This window comes from Micromonospora sp. RL09-050-HVF-A (assembly GCF_019374995.1).
In the GTDB taxonomy this organism is placed as follows: domain Bacteria; phylum Actinomycetota; class Actinomycetes; order Mycobacteriales; family Micromonosporaceae; genus Micromonospora; species Micromonospora antibiotica.
Genome location: NZ_JAGKQP010000002.1, coordinates 3,522,607 through 3,538,769 on the forward strand (window position 1 = coordinate 3,522,607; position 16,163 = coordinate 3,538,769).

The 16,163-nt window shown below is 71.8% G+C and carries 13 protein-coding genes; 5 read left to right on the plus strand and 8 right to left on the minus strand.

Translation table 11 applies throughout. The annotated features are described in order from the left end of the window. Positions 1-181 precede the first annotated feature (181 nt). Entirely contained in the window at positions 182-2,794 is a 2,613-nt protein-coding gene (gene valS / locus J7462_RS15215; protein ID WP_219464649.1) for a valine--tRNA ligase, read from the plus strand. 213 nt (positions 2,795-3,007) lie between these two features. Here valS and J7462_RS15220 read toward each other — a convergent pair whose 3' ends face one another. From J7462_RS15220 to J7462_RS15250, 7 genes are all read right to left on the minus strand, one after another. Beyond that, a complete protein-coding gene (locus tag J7462_RS15220; RefSeq protein WP_208568005.1) occupies positions 3,008-3,718 on the minus strand; it encodes an ABC transporter permease in 711 nt (236 codons plus the stop codon). Then, on the minus strand, positions 3,718-4,668 hold the full coding sequence (locus tag J7462_RS15225; RefSeq protein WP_219464650.1) for an ABC transporter ATP-binding protein: 951 nt from the start codon (positions 4,666-4,668) through the stop codon (positions 3,718-3,720). Before J7462_RS15225 ends, J7462_RS15220 begins: the two co-directional genes overlap by 1 nt. Beyond that, positions 4,665-5,546 (minus strand): ABC transporter permease, encoded by an 882-nt coding sequence (locus J7462_RS15230; RefSeq protein WP_219464651.1) that lies wholly within the window; start codon positions 5,544-5,546, stop codon positions 4,665-4,667. Before J7462_RS15230 ends, J7462_RS15225 begins: the two co-directional genes overlap by 4 nt. Then, positions 5,539-6,453, minus strand: a complete 915-nt coding sequence (locus J7462_RS15235) for an ABC transporter ATP-binding protein (protein ID WP_208568002.1) — start codon at positions 6,451-6,453, stop codon at positions 5,539-5,541. The genes J7462_RS15230 and J7462_RS15235 overlap by 8 nt, the downstream gene beginning before the upstream one ends. A 110-nt stretch (positions 6,454-6,563) precedes the next feature. Next, complete coding sequence (locus J7462_RS15240) at positions 6,564-8,339, minus strand: CotH kinase family protein (protein ID WP_219464652.1); 1,776 nt, start codon at positions 8,337-8,339, stop codon at positions 6,564-6,566. After that, positions 8,339-9,016: a DUF4956 domain-containing protein gene (locus J7462_RS15245; protein WP_219464653.1), complete on the minus strand. Its 678-nt coding sequence runs from the start codon at positions 9,014-9,016 to the stop codon at positions 8,339-8,341. Before J7462_RS15245 ends, J7462_RS15240 begins: the two co-directional genes overlap by 1 nt. 6 nt (positions 9,017-9,022) lie before the next feature. After that, a complete protein-coding gene (locus tag J7462_RS15250; protein WP_219464654.1) occupies positions 9,023-9,949 on the minus strand; it encodes a polyphosphate polymerase domain-containing protein in 927 nt (308 codons plus the stop codon). Between the two features lie 175 nt (positions 9,950-10,124). Between J7462_RS15250 and J7462_RS15255 the strand changes: the two genes are divergently transcribed. The 4 genes from J7462_RS15255 (at position 10,125) to galT (ending at position 14,378) form a co-directional block, all read left to right on the plus strand. Beyond that, positions 10,125-10,742, plus strand: coding sequence for a DM13 domain-containing protein (locus J7462_RS15255; protein WP_219464655.1), 618 nt, complete (start codon positions 10,125-10,127; stop codon positions 10,740-10,742). A gap of 127 nt (positions 10,743-10,869) precedes the next feature. Beyond that, positions 10,870-12,399: an adenylyl-sulfate kinase gene (cysC, locus tag J7462_RS15260; RefSeq protein ID WP_219464656.1), complete on the plus strand. Its 1,530-nt coding sequence runs from the start codon at positions 10,870-10,872 to the stop codon at positions 12,397-12,399. A gap of 99 nt (positions 12,400-12,498) precedes the next feature. After that, a complete protein-coding gene (locus J7462_RS15265; RefSeq protein WP_208567999.1) occupies positions 12,499-13,305 on the plus strand; it encodes a DeoR/GlpR family DNA-binding transcription regulator in 807 nt (268 codons plus the stop codon). Beyond that, on the plus strand, positions 13,302-14,378 hold the full coding sequence (gene galT / locus J7462_RS15270) for a galactose-1-phosphate uridylyltransferase (RefSeq protein WP_219464658.1): 1,077 nt from the start codon (positions 13,302-13,304) through the stop codon (positions 14,376-14,378). Before J7462_RS15265 ends, galT begins: the two co-directional genes overlap by 4 nt. 479 nt (positions 14,379-14,857) lie before the next feature. On the opposite strand, the gene J7462_RS15275 is transcribed toward galT, so the two are convergent. Next, positions 14,858-16,075: an NADP-dependent isocitrate dehydrogenase gene (locus tag J7462_RS15275; protein ID WP_208567997.1), complete on the minus strand. Its 1,218-nt coding sequence runs from the start codon at positions 16,073-16,075 to the stop codon at positions 14,858-14,860. Positions 16,076-16,163: the final 88 nt, after the last annotated feature.

Genomic DNA, 16,163 nt, shown 5'->3' on the forward strand with positions numbered 1-16,163 from the left:
CGGTAGGTCGGCGGGTCGGGTCGGTCGACGGGTCGGGTCGGTCGCCGCGCCCGGCCCGCCCCACGTCGCACCGCACACCCGGCCCGCCACGAACCATGACGTGCCGGCACCCGGCGCGAGGAAGCCGGCACGCCGGATAAAGCCGGTGGGCGGGAGGTCGCAGGCTGCCTACGATCGACCGATGACTGATACGGCGAGGACGGTCCGCGCCGGTGTGCCCGAACGTCCCACCCTGGACGGCATCGAGGAGCACTGGGCGCACCGCTGGCAGGAGGAGGGCACGTACGCGTTCGACCGGGAGAAGGCGACCGTAGCGGGTCGCGGGCCGGCGGGAACCCCGCGTCGGCACGGTCGCGGCGACGACGTGTACTCCATCGACACCCCGCCGCCGACCGTATCCGGCGAACTGCACATGGGGCACGTCTTCTCGTACACGCACACCGACACGGTGGCCCGGTTCCAGCGGATGCGCGGGCGCAACGTGTTCTACCCGATGGGCTGGGACGACAACGGCCTGCCCACCGAACGCCGGGTGCAGAACGTCTACGGGGTGCGCTGCGACCCGTCCCTGCCGTACGACCCGGCGTGGCAGCCGCCCGACGCCCCGGTCACCGAGGCCCGACGCCGGGAGCCGACGCCGATCTCCCGACGCAACTTCGTCGAGCTGTGCGAACGGTTGACCGCCGACGACGAGCAGGTCTTCGAGGCGCTCTGGCGGCGGCTCGGGCTGTCCGTGGACTGGTCGCTGACGTACACCACGATCGGGCGGGCGGCGCGGGCCACCTCGCAGCGGATGTTCCTGCGCAACCTGGCCCGGGGTGAGGCGTACCAGGCGGAGGCGCCGACGCTGTGGGACGTCGGGTTCGGCACCGCCGTGGCGCAGGCGGAACTGGAGGACCGGGAGCGCCCGGGGGCGTACCACCGGCTGCGGTTCACCGGGCCGGGCGGGCGGGAGGTGCTGATCGACACCACCCGGCCGGAGCTGCTGCCGGCCTGCGTGGCGCTGGTCTGCCACCCCGACGACGAGCGGTACGCCGACCTGGTGGGCGCGACGGTGCGTACCCCCGTGTTCGGGGTGGAGGTGCCGGTGCGCGCGCACCCGCTGGCGGACCCGGCGAAGGGCACCGGCGTCGCGATGGTGTGCACGTTCGGTGACCTGACCGACGTGACCTGGTGGCGGGACCTCGACCTGGAAACCCGGGTGGTGATCGGCCGGGACGGTCGGCTGCTGGCCGAGCCACCGGCCGACGTGCCGGCGGCCCCCTACGCGGCGTTGGCCGGGCAGCCGGTCAACGCCGCCCGCCGGGCCCTGGTGGAGCTGCTGCGCGAGGCCGGTGACCTGGTCGGCGAGCCGCGCGAGATCACCCATCCGGTGAAGTTCTACGAGCGCGGCGACCGGCCGTTGGAGATCGTCTCGACGCGGCAGTGGTATCTGCGCAACGGCGGCCGGGACGCCGGGCTGCGGGCGGAGCTGCTGGCCCGGGGTGACGAGCTGCGCTGGGTGCCGGAGCACATGGGGCACCGCTACGCGCACTGGGTGGGTGGGCTGACCGGTGACTGGCTGGTCAGCCGGCAGCGCTTCTTCGGGGTGCCGGTGCCGGTGTGGTACCGGCTCGACGCCGTTGGCGAGCCGGACCACGCCAACCCTCTCACACCGGACGAAGCGTCGTTGCCGATCGACCCGTCCAGCGAACCGCCGCCCGGCTACGACGAATCGCAGCGCGGCGTGCCGGGCGGTTTCGTCGGCGACCCGGACGTGTTGGACACCTGGGCCACCTCGTCGTTGACCCCGCAGATCGTCGGCGGCTGGGAGACCGACCCGGAGTTGTTCGACCGGATCTTCCCGATGGACCTGCGCCCGCAGGGGCAGGAGATCATCCGGACCTGGCTCTTCGCCACCGTGGCCCGCGCCCACCTGGAACACGGGGTGCTGCCCTGGCGGGACGCGGTGTTGTCCGGCTGGATCCTCGACCCGGACCGCAAGAAGATGTCCAAGTCCAAGGGGAACGTCGTCACCCCGATGGCGCTGCTGGAGCAGCACGGGTCGGACGCGGTCCGCTACTGGGCGGCCAACGGCCGCCCCGGCATGGACCTGGCCTTCGACCCGGCGCAGATCAAGGTGGGGCGGCGACTGGCCACCAAACTGCTCAACGCGTCGAAGTTCGCGCTCGGCCTCGGTGCCGGCGACGCCCTGCGCGCCCCGGCGACCACCCCGCTGGACACCGCCATGCTCGCCGAACTGTCCGCCGTGGTCACCACCGCGACGACCGCCTTCGACGGGTACGACCACACGACCGCCCTACAGGCCACCGAGGCGTTCTTCTGGCGGTTCTGCGACGACTACATCGAGTTGGTGAAGGAACGCGCCTACGGCACCGGGCCGGGTGCCGACTCGGCCCGGGCGGCACTCGCCACCGCCCTGTCGGTGCAGCTACGGCTCTTCGCCCCGGTGCTGCCGTACGTGACCGAGGAGGTCTGGTCGTGGTGGCGGTACGGCTCGGTGCACCGGTCGACCTGGCCCACCACGTACGAGGTGGACCGGGCCATCACCGGCACCGGTGACCCGGCCCTGCTCCGGCTGGCCGGGGACGCCCTGGCCCAGATCCGCCGGGCCAAGTCCGACCGCAAGCTGTCGATGCGGGCGGAGATCCCGCTGGCCGAGGCGTTGGGCCCGGCGGCCCTGCTCGACCAGCTCACCCTGATCGCCGACGACGTCCGCGCCGCCGGCCGGATCACCACCCTCGACCTGCTCCCCGACCGCGCCCCCGAGCTGGTTATCGCCAGCGCCTTCTGACCGGCATGGCCGCACGGGGTCGGCATGGCCGCGCGGGGTCGGCGACCCCGCGCGGAGGTTCGCAATATCGCCGATATAGCGGTGTCAGCGTGGGGCGGATGCCGCTATATCGGCGCACCTGTGTCGATCATGCTGCCCCATCCGGCCCGCCCAGCCCAGTCGCACCACCGCCCGGCCCGGGACAAGGCTGCCGGGCCGGGCGGGGTGCCGGGATCAGCTGGTTTCGCCGGCGACGCTGAAGGAGCGGAGCCGGTCGATCGCCAGGACGGTGAAGCCGACGCTCACCAGGGCGATCAACACGACCGCCACCGGCACCGAGACGGTCGTCGACAGCAGTGCCGTGGGGGCCATCCGGTCGGCCAGGGCGATCACCCACTGCTGGATCGACAGCACCCTGGTGCCGCTGACGAAGTTGCCCAGCAGCCCCTCCCAGATCAGCACGTACACTAGGCCGAGCAGCACCGGCCGCCGGGTGACCAGGCTGAGCGCCAGGAACAGCGCCGAGTAGGCCAGCGCACCCAGCGCCGAAGCGGCGGCGAGGGCCAGGCCGAGGCGTACCGAGTCGGCGAGCACGCCCGCGACGTAGAGCGGCACGGCGACGGTGACCGCGCTGACCCCGGCGGCCACGGCGAGTTTCGGCAGCACGATCTGCCAGCGCGGCAGCGGCTTGGTCAGGATGTGCACCACCGTGCCGTCGTCGATCTCCGCGCCCAGCACGCCGGTGCCGACGATGAGCGCCACCACCGGCAGCACCACGGCCAGACCGAGGCCGACCAGCACCGGCGACGCCCACTCGCCCGGGTCGACCCCGAGCGACCGGCAGAGCACGGCGAGCAGCACCAGCACCGCCGGCAGCGGCAGCAGCATGAGGAACCGGCGACGGCCGAAGAGCCCACGCGCGGTGATCCAGGAAACGGTTGACATCAGGCCTCCACCAGGTAGGAGAAGACGCTCTCCAGGGACTCGTCCTCGGGGGTCAACTGCCGGACCCGGATCTGCCGGGCGAGCGCGATCTTGGGCAGCGCCCGGGTGAACGCGCCGTAGTCGCCGGCCCGTACGGTCAGGCCGGTCTTGTCCAGCTCGACGCCGGTGACCGACGGGTCGGCCATCAGCGCCACGGCCAGCGCCCGGTCGTCGGTGGAGCGGACCGCGAAGACGTGCGGTCGGTTGGTCATCAGCCGGCGGATGGTCCGGAAGTCGCCGGAGGCGGCCAGCCGCCCGGCGACCATCACCTGCACCGTGCCGGAGACCTGCTCGACCTCCTCCAGGATGTGCGAGCTGAACAGGATGGTCCGCCCGGCGTCGCCGAGGGAGTGCAGCAGACCCATCATGTGCAGCCGCTGGCGCGGGTCCATCCCGTTGAACGGCTCGTCGAGCAGCAGCACCTGCGGGTCGTGCACCAGCGCGGCGGCCACCCGGGTACGTTGCCGCATCCCCTTGGAGTACGTGCCGATCCGGCGGTCCTGAGCGTCGGTCATCTCGACCAGCTCGATCGCCCGGCGGGCCGCGGCCTGCGGGTCGGGCAGCCGGTGCAGCTTCGCACTGGCCAGCACGAACTCCTTGGCGGTGAGGAAGGAGTGCACCGCCTCCCGCTCGCTGACCAGCCCGAGCTGCCGGTAGACACCGGGATTGCGCCAGGTCGACTCGCCGTCGAGGGTGAGCGTGCCCCGGGACGGGGCGAGGAAGCCGGCCATCATGTGCAGCAGGGTGGTCTTGCCTGCGCCGTTGGGGCCGAGCAGGCCGGTCACCCCGGGGCCCAGCCGCATGGTGACGTCGTTGACCGCCACCACGTTGCCGTACCAGCGGGAGACCCCGACGAGATCCAGGGTGCTGGTGGTGACCGCCGGTCGGGCGTCGGTGTCGAGTGTGGTCATCGGGCGGCCACCTTCCGGTATCGCAGCAGCAGCAGGGCGGTGCAGGCGGTGACCAGCAGCACGGCGACGACCGCGTAGACCGGGCCGAAGCTGCCGATCGGTGGGCCGGCGCCGGCGCCCGGGTAGAGCAGGTCCTGCATCGCCCACGAGCCGACCCCCTGCACCAGGGTCGACGGCGAGGCCAGGAGGGCCAGCTCGTTGACCGCGCGGGACGGCAGGATCGACAGCACGCCGACGACCGGGGTGGTCATCAGGAAGACCGCCACGATCCCACCGGCGGCGAAGGCCCGCTTGCCGGTGAGCGAGGCGACCAGCAGACCGATCGAGGCGAAGACCACCGCCCACAGCCCGGCGTAGAGCAACCCGGGCAGCAGGTCCAGCAGCTCGTTCCAGGTCCCGCGCAGGCCGTCGGGGGTGGTGAACGCCGCCCCCAGGAACATCACCAGCTGCGGCCCGCCCAGCAGCAGCCAGATCGCGCTGACCAGGGAGAGCAGCTTGGCCAGCGCGTAGTCGTCGCGCGGCAGCGGCCGGGAGAAGTAGAGCGGGAGCACGCCGCTGCGCAGGTCCCGGGAGACCAGCTCGGGGGCGGCCACCGCGACGAAGAAGATGACCAGCCAGCTCATCGCGTCGGCGAACTGGGCGTACGTCATCACCACCTCGCCGAGCTGGCTGCGGACGGCGGTAAGGCCCGCGGCCACCACGGTCACGATGCCGACGACCAGCCAGGGGAAGATCTTCGCCTTGGCGCTGCGGCCCAACCCGAAGACCGTCCGCAGGCCGTGCCCGTAGAGCGCGCCGAAGACGTGCCGGCGGCCCAGCCTCGGGCCGGTGTACCGCTGGTAGCCGATGTCGTGGATGACGCCGGTCGGCTCAGGCATTGCTGGGCTCCCTCGGGGCGAAGAGTTCGGCCACCCGGTGCCGGCGCTGGTCCAGCCGGTGCAGCGGCAGGTCCAGCTCGGCGACCACGCCGAGGATCAGGTCGTAGGTACGCTCGTCGACCAGCGGGACGAGCAGCATCCGGCCGTCGCGGGTCACCGGCAGGTCGAGCGCGGCGAGCCGGCCGGCCAGCTGGTCGGTGCCCTCGCTGACCTCGACGGCGAGCAGGTCGGTGGCCGAGGTCATCGCGTCGATCCGGTCGGCGCGCAGGAGCCGGCCACCGTCGATGGCGATCAGGGTGTCGCAGATCCGCTCCACCTCGCCGAGCAGGTGCGAGCAGACCAGCACGGAGATGCCGAATTCGGTGCCGATCCGGTGGACCAGGGCGAGCATGGCGTCCCGGCCGGCCGGGTCGAGGCCGTTGGTGGGCTCGTCGAGCAGCAGCAGGTCCGGGTCGTGCACCAGGGCCTGGGCGAGCTTGACCCGCTGCTTCATCCCGGTGGAGTAGCCGCCGACCGGCCGGTACCGCTCCTCGTAGAGGCCGACGTGCCGCAGCGTCTCGGAGGCGCGCTCGCGGGCCACCGTCCGGGGCAGGCCGCTCATCCGCCCGAGGTGGGTGACGAGTTCGGCGGCGGACAGGTCGGGTGGGAGCGCCTCGTGCTCCGGCATGTAGCCGACCCGGGCGCGGACCGCCGCCGGGTCGGTGGTGGGGTCGAGGTCGAGCACGGAGACCCGTCCGCTGGTCGGCGGGAGCAGGCCCAGCAGGATCTTTATCAGGGTCGACTTGCCGGCGCCGTTGGCGCCGACCAGCCCGATGATCCCCGGCTCGACCGCGACGGTGAGGTCGGTCAACGCGGTGACCCGGCCCCCGTACGTCTTGGTCAGCGACTCGGTCGCGATCAGTGTCACGCCGCCAGCCTAGGGAGGCGGCACCCTGGCGGGTATCCGGAATCGCCCGGGGACTTCCCTGAGGTCGGTGACGGGACGCGGGCCTGGTGCCGGCCCGCGTCCCGTCGGCTTCAGCTCCGGGTGATCACCTCGTGCTTGCCCAGGCTCTCGGTCCGCTGGCCGATGAGGGTGCGTAGCTGGGCCACGTCGGAGTCGACGGCGGCGGCGTCCGCCCCATCGACCTTCTTCAGCACCGTGCTGATCGCGGTGAGTGACTCCGCCGCCTTCCCGCTGCCGAAGACCTGTTGGTACAGCTCCCGGTAGGCGTCCTCGTAGGTCGCCTTGAAGGCGTCGCTGGCGAGGAAGCGCTCCTTGAGCTTGTGGCCCATCATCATCCCGCCGCGCGGGCCACCACCCTCGTTGTCCGCACCCCGGGCACCCGGCCCGGCTGGCTGCCCGGGTGGCGCTCCGGCCTGCTGACCCGGCTGCTGACCGGCCTGTTGCCCCGGCTGCTGGCCCGGCCCGCCCGGTGCTGCCTGGTCCGTGACCGCACCGTTGGCACCGGCCGCGCCGGGGAAGCCCCGGCCCGGGCCGAACCCGCCGCTGTCGTGCGGGCCCTGGCTGGCGTTGCCGCTGAAGGTCAGGTTGTGGTCCCAGCTGATCACGCTGAACTTCTTCGTCCCCAGGTCGTACCAGAGGTAGTAGTTCTTCCCCGGGCCGGCCATGTCGTCGAAGTTGAGCAGCAGGTTCTGCAACGCGACGTACCGGGCGAAGGACGCCACGTCCACCCTGTCGGCGAGGTGCGCGTCGAACTCCTCGTCGCTGGCCGAGTTCACCCACCGGATCAGGTTGATCACCGGTTGCAGGTCCTGACTGCCCTTCATGGTGATCTGCTTGAAGTCGTCGGCGTACTCGGTCGGATCGTCGCCCTGGTCGGTGAAGCTGCCGCTGGCCAGCGACTTGTAGAGCACCCCTGTGCCGTCCATCTGATCGGCGAAGTGCTCGTCCGGGTGCTCGACCAGCAGCCGGGCGGTGGTGGGCCGGTCGTTGACGGTGAACGAGGAGTACGCGTACCGCTGCGCGGGCTCACCCGTGGCGTCGAGCAGCGACAACGACAGGGCCTCGTTGAGCACCGTCGAGCCGCCGCCCATACCGCCCACCCGGACGGCCACCTCCCGGTGCCCCTGGTAGCGCCGGCCGTCGACGAACTCGTCGAAGCTGAGCAGCCACGGCAACGTCTCCGGCTCCTCGGCCTTCAACGCCGCCCGGGTCATCCCACCGGGGAACTGACCACCACCGGCCTGCTGACCGCCGCCGGCCTGCTCGCCTGTTCCGGGCTGCTGAGTGCCGGGAGCAGCCCCGTCCGGCAGCCCGCCGTCGGGGAATCCTGCGCCCTGCGGCGGCCCGCCGTCGGGTGGCCCGCCCGGGAACCCGCCGCCCGGTCGCGGCCCACCGCCGTTCTCACCCCGGCCCCCGGAGGGCCGCGTCTCGCCCTTCCAACTGAGCTGGCCGAGCGTCGAGTTGCCCTTGAGTCGGATGCCCACGCTGGGGATCGTGGTCCCGTCGACGGTCAGGTCGGCCTCGACGTACCCCTTCTCGCCCTCCTTCCAGTAGGCGTCGAGCATCCGCTCGTAGTCGGCGTTGCGGAACGTCAGCGAGATCTCGTGCGCGCGACCGGCGTCGAAGAGGTCGACGGTGCCGGGGATGTCCACGCTCACCACGTCGCCCCCGGAGCCCCCGGCACTTGTCACGTAGGGGCGGATCCGTTCCGTCCCCAGCACCAGGGTCAGTACGGCGAGGAAGGCCGCGCAGGTGGTGAGCAGCTTCCAGTTCTGCCGCACCCGGACCGGCAGTCGGCGACGCAGCCGGGGCGGCAGCACCGACCGGGTACGCAGGGACTGCGCCATCACAGGTCCGTCTGGTCGTAGCCGGTCAGCACGGTCACCCGCTGGCCCGAGGTCCGCTCGCTGAGCGCGCTGATCAGGTCACCCGGCTCGCCGCCCTTCTTCAACCGGACCGTGTACGTCATCTCGGTGAGCGCACCGGCCCGGATCGTCTCCATGCTGACCAGTTCGAATTCGGTGGTGTGCCGGACCAGCACGTCCTGGATGTCAGCGGTGTGGTTGCCGCCGGCCGGGACCTGGACCTTGACGACCTGCCGCTGCACGTTGAGCGCGAACCAGTTGAACCGGTACATCACCACGATGATCAGGCTGATCGCCACGGCGGCGACGACGGCCAGGCTGTAGAACCGGGTGCCGCAGGCCATCCCGACGCCCATCACCAGGAAGATGAAGCCGACGTCGCGGGTCTCCTTGATGGCGTTGCGGAACCGCACCACTGACAGCGCGCCGACCAGGGCGAAGGCCCGAGCGATGTTGGAGCCCACCACCAGCATGATCAGCGAGATCAGCATGCCCAGGATGATCAGCGTCTGGACGTACGACTGGCTGTACGACACGTTGCGGTGGGTGGACCGGTAGACCCAGCCGATCATGGCGCTGAGCAGGAAGGACAACGACAGCGTGAGGGCGATGTCGCCCGTGCTGAAGGTGCCGGACAGGTCCTGGAACGTGATGTCCATCGGGGTTCAGGCCTCGCTTCTCGGGGTGGGGGCCACCAGGTCGGCGGCGGGATCGGCATCCTGGACGTGGAAGATCGAGCGCGGCACGCGGCCGAACGCCTCGACGCTCTGGCAGTACTTGGAGACCCGCACCACCGACAGCTCGGCCCGGCCGGCCAGGTCGGTGAGCCAGTACGGGACCCGTTCGTTCGCCTTGACCTCGACGATCGACTTCGAGGCCGGAATGATCAGGCGGTTCTCGGCGTCCGCGCCGAGGTGGAAGTCGCGGTCCCGGCCGCGCACCCGGTGGTCGAGGGTGACCCGCAGGCCCAGGTCGGCTGCTTGGCCGACGAACGCCTCACGCTGGTAGCCGGTCATCGCCACCGGACGCAGGTCGAGGCCGGAGACGAGTCCCAGCACCTCCTCGACGAAACCGCGCTGGGAGGGATCGTGTTCGATCATGACGCGCTCGTCGCAGAGTTGGCGGGCCACCCGGTAGGGCACGGCGATCCGGCGCTTCTGGGTGACCCGGTTGACCCGCTGCTTGATCTCGACGTGCACGGTCCCGTCGTCGGTCACGCCGGACCGGTCGCCGTAGTGGCGTACCCGCAGCTTGCGACGGAACTTCAGCCCCTCGATCTTCTCCCAGTAGAAACGCAGGTCGGTGGTGTCGTAGTAGACGCTCCAGACGCCGTAGCCACCGTCACCGCCGTGCGCGTCGGGCGTCATCCGGGCGGCGAGTGCGGCCCGCAACGCCGGTACCTTCGTCGTCTCGACCAGGTACTTGATCTCGTACCGGTTGAACGCGTGCAGCTTGCTCGGCGCCCGGAGGGCGTGGCCGGCGTGGTCGGTGTCACCGGCAGGGGGCGACGACTCGCGGTGCCCTCGGGCGGAGGGTTCGGCGATGGTGGACGGATCGGATCCGGGGGTCCGGCGGGGGAATCGTAGTCGCATGCGGTGGGCGCTCTCTGGTCGCGAAGGGGTCGCCGGCAGCTAAGGTGACCGGACCGGAAAGTCGATGTGAACGACCTATGAACGAGCTATGGATCGTGGATATCCGACGACGGTAAGGCTTTCGTAACGCCGCCGGCCGGTGCCCGGCCGCCGCGGTCCGGCAAGACTGGGCGGCATGTCCCGTCGACTGTTTCGTACCCCGCTGACCTGGGTCGCCGTCGCCGTCCTCGGTGTCGGCGTCGCCTTCGGCCTGTACTGGTTCCAACCCTGGAAGGTGGTGACCGACAGCCAGGTCGACGAGCAACTCTCCGAGGTGGACGCCGCCCCGGCCGGCACCACCCCGACCGACGCCCCCGGCGGCACGCCCACCGGGACCACCCCCGCCGGCACCACGCCGACCACCGGCACCCCCGCCGGCAGCCCCACCAGCACCCGGCCGGTGGTGGTCAGCCGGGGAGAGTTCGTCAGTCATGAACACGACACCTCGGGCACCGCCCGGATCGTCCGTACCGCAGACGGGGGGCACCGGCTGGAACTGGTCGGGTTGGACACCTCCAACGGCCCCGACCTGAAGGTCTGGCTGACCGACCAGCCGGTCCGCACCGGCCGGGCCGGCTGGGGCGTGTTCGACGACGGCCGCCGGGTTGAGCTGGGCCGACTCAAGGGCAACAAGGGCGACCAGGCGTACGCCATCCCGTCCGGCACCGACCCCGCCGGGCTGACGAGTGTCGCGATCTGGTGTCAGAGATTCGCCGTCTCGTTCGGTGCCGCACCCCTGGTTCCGGTGGGTTGACCTCGCTCATCGACCGGTCGACACCCTCCCCCGTTGATCCACTTCCGGGTCGGCAGTGGAGTGGCGCTCTCGACCGATCGCCGGCCGACTGAGAAACTGTGATCCGGCCAGCGAGTGAGGGGTACGGATGAGCAACGGTTCAGTGCTGCCCGAGGACGTGCTGCGGGATGCCCCCGCGTACGCGCCGCGCCCCGGTGAGCTGGCCGATCTGGAGTTGCTGCTGAGCGGGGCGTACACCCCGCTGGCCGGCTTCATGACCCGCGCCGACCTGGCCTCGCTACAGCGTCGCGGTCGGCTGGCCGACGGCACCTCCTGGCCGGTCCCGGTGACCCTCCAGGTGCCCACCGCCGTCGCCGACGGGCTGGACCAGGCCGACCCGGGCCGACGGACGCTGGTGCTCACCGACGGCGAGGGTGCCCCGGTGGCGGCCCTTGAGGTGACCGACGTCTGGCCGGTCCGCGAGGGTGTGGCCGGGCTGGGCGGCCCGGTCCGCCGGCTCGGCGACGGCGGGCACGGCCCGTTCCAGCGGCTGCGCCGGGGTCCGGAGGAGATCCGACCGCTGCTGCCCCCGGGACGGGTGCTCGGGGTGATCGCCGACCGGCCGCTGCACCGGCCGCAGCTGGCGCAGATCGCGCACGCGGCCCGTACCCTCGGCGCGCACCTGCTGGTGATGATCCCGGTCGGCGAGGACGGCGCGGGTGGGTTGCCCACCGAGGCCCTGGTCCGCAGCGTTTTCGCCGCCCGGGACCGGATGCCCCCGGCGACCCTGGTCGCGGTGCCGCTGCCCCGCCGCGCCGACGAGATCAGCGACGCCCTGTTGCGGGCGAGGATCTCCGCCGCGTACGGGGTGACCCACCTCCTCTCCACCGGCGCCATGCTCTCCGGGGCGGGGCTGCGGGTGCTGGTCCCCCGCGAGCTGGCCTACGACAGCCGGGACGGCCAGTGGCGCTGGCGGGACGACATCCCGCCGCGTAACCGCAAGCTGGCGCTGAGCGAGGCGGAGATCGACGACCTGCTCGACCGGGGGTTCCCGCTGCCCGAGTGGCACACCCCGCCGGCAGTGGCCAAGGAGCTCGCCCGGGCCCGCCCGCCGCGCCGGCACCGGGGGCTGGTGGTCTTCCTGACCGGGCTCTCCGGTTCCGGCAAGTCGACCATCGCCCGGGGGCTCGCCGACCTGCTCCGGGAGCAGGGCGAGCGCACGATCACCCTGCTCGACGGCGACGTGGTGCGCCGGGAGTTGTCGGCCGGGTTGACCTTCAGCCGGGCCGACCGGGACGCCAACGTCCGGCGGATCGGCTGGGTGGCGGCCGAGATCGCCAGGCACCGGGGGGTGGGCATCTGCTGCCCGATCGCCCCGTACGCCCAGGCCCGGGCCGCCGTGCGGGAGATGGCCCGATCCGCCGGGGCGGGGTTCCTGCTGGTGCACGTGGCCACCCCGTTGGAGGTCTGTGAGCAGCGCGACCGCAAGGGGCTGTACGCCCGCGCCCGGGCCGGCCTGCTCACCGGGATGACCGGCATCGACGACCCGTACGAGACGCCGACCGATGCCGATCTGGTGGTCGACACCACCGGCCAGAGCATCGAGGAGGCGGTGCAGGCGGTGATGAACCACCTCACCGAGACCGGCTGGGTGGAGCCGCGCCTGCCGTCCGCCTGACCTCGGGGGTTCCACTTCCGCCGCTGCCTGCTGCGCGCTAGTGTTCAATCTTGTTTGAACACGTTCGAGCGCGTGCAGGTGTGCGGGGAGGTACGGCGGATGCTGGCACGGCAGCGACAGGCGACGATCCTCGACCGGGTCCGGACCGCCGGTGGCGTACGGGTCACCGAGCTGGCTGCCGAGTTCGGTGTCTCCGACATGACCATCCGGCGGGACCTGGACACGCTGCACGACCAGGGGCTGCTGGCCAAGGTGCACGGCGGGGCCACCACCACCGGCCCCGGCTCGACCGACGAACCGGGCTTCCACGCCAAGTCCGTCCGGCAGTCCGCCGAGAAGGCCGCCATCGCCGGCCACGCGGCCGAACTGGTCCGGCCCGGTGCGGCGATCGCCCTCTCCGCCGGCACCACCACCGCCGAGCTGGCCCGCCGCCTGGTCGACGTCGCCGGGCTGACCGTGGTGACCAACTCGCTGCCGGTGGCCGAGATCCTGCACACCGCCGGCCGCCCCGACCAGACCGTGGTGCTGACCGGCGGGGTACGCACCCCGTCCGACGCGCTGGTCGGCCCGCTGGCCGTGGAGGCCATCCGGTCGCTGCACCTGGACCTGCTCTTCCTCGGCGTACACGGGATCACCGAGCGGGCGGGTTTCACCACCCCCAACCTGATGGAGGCGGAGACCGACCGGGCCCTGGTGGAGGCCGCCGACCGGCTGGTCGTCCTCGCCGACCACACCAAGTGGGGCACCGTGGGCATCTCCTCCATCGTCGGCCTGGGCGCCGCCGACGTGCTGGTCAGCGACGACCGGTTGGCCCCCGAAGCGCGCCGGGTGATCGACGAGAAGGTGGGCGAGCTGGTGATCGTGACAGGCACGGGCCGGGCGACCGGGCAGGAGACGACGCGGTGAAGCGTACGGCGATCGAGCTGGCCGACGGCCGCGAGCTGATCTACTTCGACGAGCGGGACGACGCCGTCCGGGACCAGCCGGACCAGCGGGAGCTGCCCCCACCTCCGCCGGCCTCCCAGCTACGGTACGACCCGCTCACCGACGAGTGGGTGGCGGTGGCGGTGCACCGGCAGACCCGGACCTTCCTCCCCCCGGCCGACCAGTGCCCGCTGTGCCCGTCCCGGGGCGACCGGCACAGCGAGATCCCCGCCCCCGACTACGACGTGGCGGTCTTCGAGAACCGGTTCCCCTCGCTGAGCCAACGGATCGCCGACGAGCCGGCCGAGATCACCGGGTTCACCCCGGTCCGCCCCGGCCAGGGACGCTGCGAGGTGGTCTGCTTCACCGACGACCACCGGGCGTCCTTCGCCAGCCTCTCCCCCGCCCGGGTCCGGCTGGTGCTGGACGCGCTGGCCGACCGGACCACGGCGGTCGGCGCACTGCCCGGGGTGGAGCAGGTGTTCTGCTTCGAGAACCGGGGGGTGGAGATCGGCGTCACCCTGCACCACCCGCACGGCCAGATCTACGCGTACCCGTTCGTCACACCGCGTACCCGGTCGCTGCTCGCGGCGGCCCGCCGGCACGCGGAGCGCACCGGCGGCGGCAACCTCTACGCCGACGTGCTCGCCACCGAGCGCGCCGCCGGGGACCGGGTGGTCGCGGCCAACGACCACTGGACGGCGTACGTGCCGGCGGCGGCCCGCTGGCCGTTCGAGGTGCACGTCGCGCCGCACCGGCCGGTGCCGGACATCCCGGCGCTCGACGACGCCGAACGGGACGCGTTCGGCCCGCTCTACCTGGACGTGCTCCGCCGCTTCGACGGGCTGTTCGACCTGCCCATGCCGTACATCGCGGCCTGGCACCAGGCGCCGGTGCGGATCGACCGGGAGCTGGGCCACCTGCACCTCCAGCTGTTCACCATCCGCCGGGCGAAGGACAAACTGAAGTACCTGGCCGGCTCCGAGTCGGGCATGGGGGTCTTCATCAACGACATCGCCCCCGAGCGCGCCGCCGAGCTCCTGCGCGCCGGCTGACCCCGCTCCCCTGCCCGCCGGCCGACCCCGCACAGCAGGACGCGGGGGCCCGGGACGGGCCCCCGCGGGGAAGGGACGGCTGGCTGTGCTCGACAGCCCGGGAGGCTTGTCGATCGGCACTGGTGCCGTGCGGTGACCGACGTGCTCCCTGGACGCGACTGGCACCACGTCCACCCGGCTCAACGACCTCTTCCCCGACCGGTGACGCCGCCGTCACCCGGACGGGTGGCACCGCCGGTGCCGCCGACCGCAGGCCGCCGGTGCTGCCGGGGCCTGTGCTGCCGGGGTCGCCGGTTCCGGTGCTGCCTGTGCTGCCGGTGCCGGTGCTGCCGGGGCTGCCGGTGCCGGTGCTGCCGGGGCTGCCGGTGCCGGTGCTGCCGACCTTCTGGCACACCGGTGCCGCCGGTGCGCGTCGCCGGGCCGCAGACGACGGAACCCGTCGGCGGACCGCCGACGGGTTCCGTGGGTACGGGCGAGGGTCAGGCGCTGAGCCTGCGCGCCAGGTTCTCGTCGAGGGTGTTCATGAACTCGTCGGTGCTCTGCCACGGGGCGTCGCGCGAGATGAGCAGCGCGAGGTCCTTGGTCATCTGGCCGGACTCGACGGTGTCGACGATGACCTGCTCCAGGGTGTCGGCGAACTCGGTGACCGCCGGGGTGCCGTCCAGCTTGCCCCGGTGGGCCAGGCCCCGGGTCCAGGCGTAGATCGAGGCGATCGGGTTGGTCGAGGTCTTCTCGCCCTTCTGGTACTGCCGGTAGTGCCGGGTGACCGTGCCGTGCGCGGCCTCCGCCTCGACGGTACGACCGTCCGGGGAGAGCAGCACGGAGGTCATCAGGCCTAGCGAGCCGAAGCCCTGCGCGACGGTGTCGGACTGCACGTCACCGTCGTAGTTCTTGCAGGCCCAGACGTAGCCGCCCTCCCACTTGAGCGCGGCGGCGACCATGTCGTCGATGAGCCGGTGCTCGTAGGTGATGCCGGCGGCGGCGAACTCGTCCTTGAACTCGTTCTCGAACACCTCGGCGAAGAGGTCCTTGAACCGGCCGTCGTACGCCTTGAGGATGGTGTTCTTGGTGGACAGGTAGACCGGGTAGCCCCGGTCCAGGCCGTACCGGAACGAGGCGCGGGCGAAGTCCCGGATCGACTCGTCGTAGTTGTACATGCCCATGGCGATGCCGCCGCCGGGGAAGTTGGCGACCTCCATCTCCATCGGGGTGCCGCCGTCGGCCGGGGTGTAGGTGATGGTCACCGTGCCCGGGCCGGGGACCACGAAGTCGGTGGCCTTGTACTGGTCGCCGTGGGCGTGCCGGCCGATGATGATCGGCTTGGTCCAGCCGGGGACCAGCCGGGGCACGTTCGACATGATGATCGGCTCGCGGAAGACGACGCCGCCGAGGATGTTACGGATGGTGCCGTTCGGCGACCGCCACATCTTCTTGAGGCCGAACTCCTCCACCCGGGCCTCGTCCGGGGTGATGGTGGCGCACTTGACGCCGACGCCGTGCTCCTTGATGGCGTTCGCGGCGTCGATGGTCACCTGGTCGTCGGTGGCGTCCCGGTGCTGGATCGACAGGTCGTAGTAGTGCAGGTCGACGTCGAGGTAGGGCAGGATCAGCTGCTCCCGGATCTGCTTCCAGATGATCCGGGTCATCTCGTCGCCGTCGAGCTCTACGACCGGGTTGTTTACCTTGATCTTCGCCATCGGCCGGCGCTCCTCTCGGGGGACACGTGCTCAAGCAGTACGAGCGTACTGGAAACCGGTTCACGGCACCGAGCCGGCCTCGACCCGG

Coding starts and splice junctions, on each gene's coding strand:
- valS (WP_219464649.1), top strand. CDS start 182: ATGACTGATACGGCGAGGACGGTCCGCGCCGGTGTGCCCGAACGTCCC.
- J7462_RS15220 (WP_208568005.1), bottom strand. CDS start 3,718: ATGTCAACCGTTTCCTGGATCACCGCGCGTGGGCTCTTCGGCCGTCGC.
- J7462_RS15225 (WP_219464650.1), bottom strand. CDS start 4,668: ATGACCACACTCGACACCGACGCCCGACCGGCGGTCACCACCAGCACC.
- J7462_RS15230 (WP_219464651.1), bottom strand. CDS start 5,546: ATGCCTGAGCCGACCGGCGTCATCCACGACATCGGCTACCAGCGGTAC.
- J7462_RS15240 (WP_219464652.1), bottom strand. CDS start 8,339: ATGGCGCAGTCCCTGCGTACCCGGTCGGTGCTGCCGCCCCGGCTGCGT.
- J7462_RS15245 (WP_219464653.1), bottom strand. CDS start 9,016: ATGGACATCACGTTCCAGGACCTGTCCGGCACCTTCAGCACGGGCGAC.
- J7462_RS15250 (WP_219464654.1), bottom strand. CDS start 9,949: ATGCGACTACGATTCCCCCGCCGGACCCCCGGATCCGATCCGTCCACC.
- J7462_RS15255 (WP_219464655.1), top strand. CDS start 10,125: ATGTCCCGTCGACTGTTTCGTACCCCGCTGACCTGGGTCGCCGTCGCC.
- cysC (WP_219464656.1), top strand. CDS start 10,870: ATGAGCAACGGTTCAGTGCTGCCCGAGGACGTGCTGCGGGATGCCCCC.
- J7462_RS15265 (WP_208567999.1), top strand. CDS start 12,499: ATGCTGGCACGGCAGCGACAGGCGACGATCCTCGACCGGGTCCGGACC.
- J7462_RS15275 (WP_208567997.1), bottom strand. CDS start 16,075: ATGGCGAAGATCAAGGTAAACAACCCGGTCGTAGAGCTCGACGGCGAC.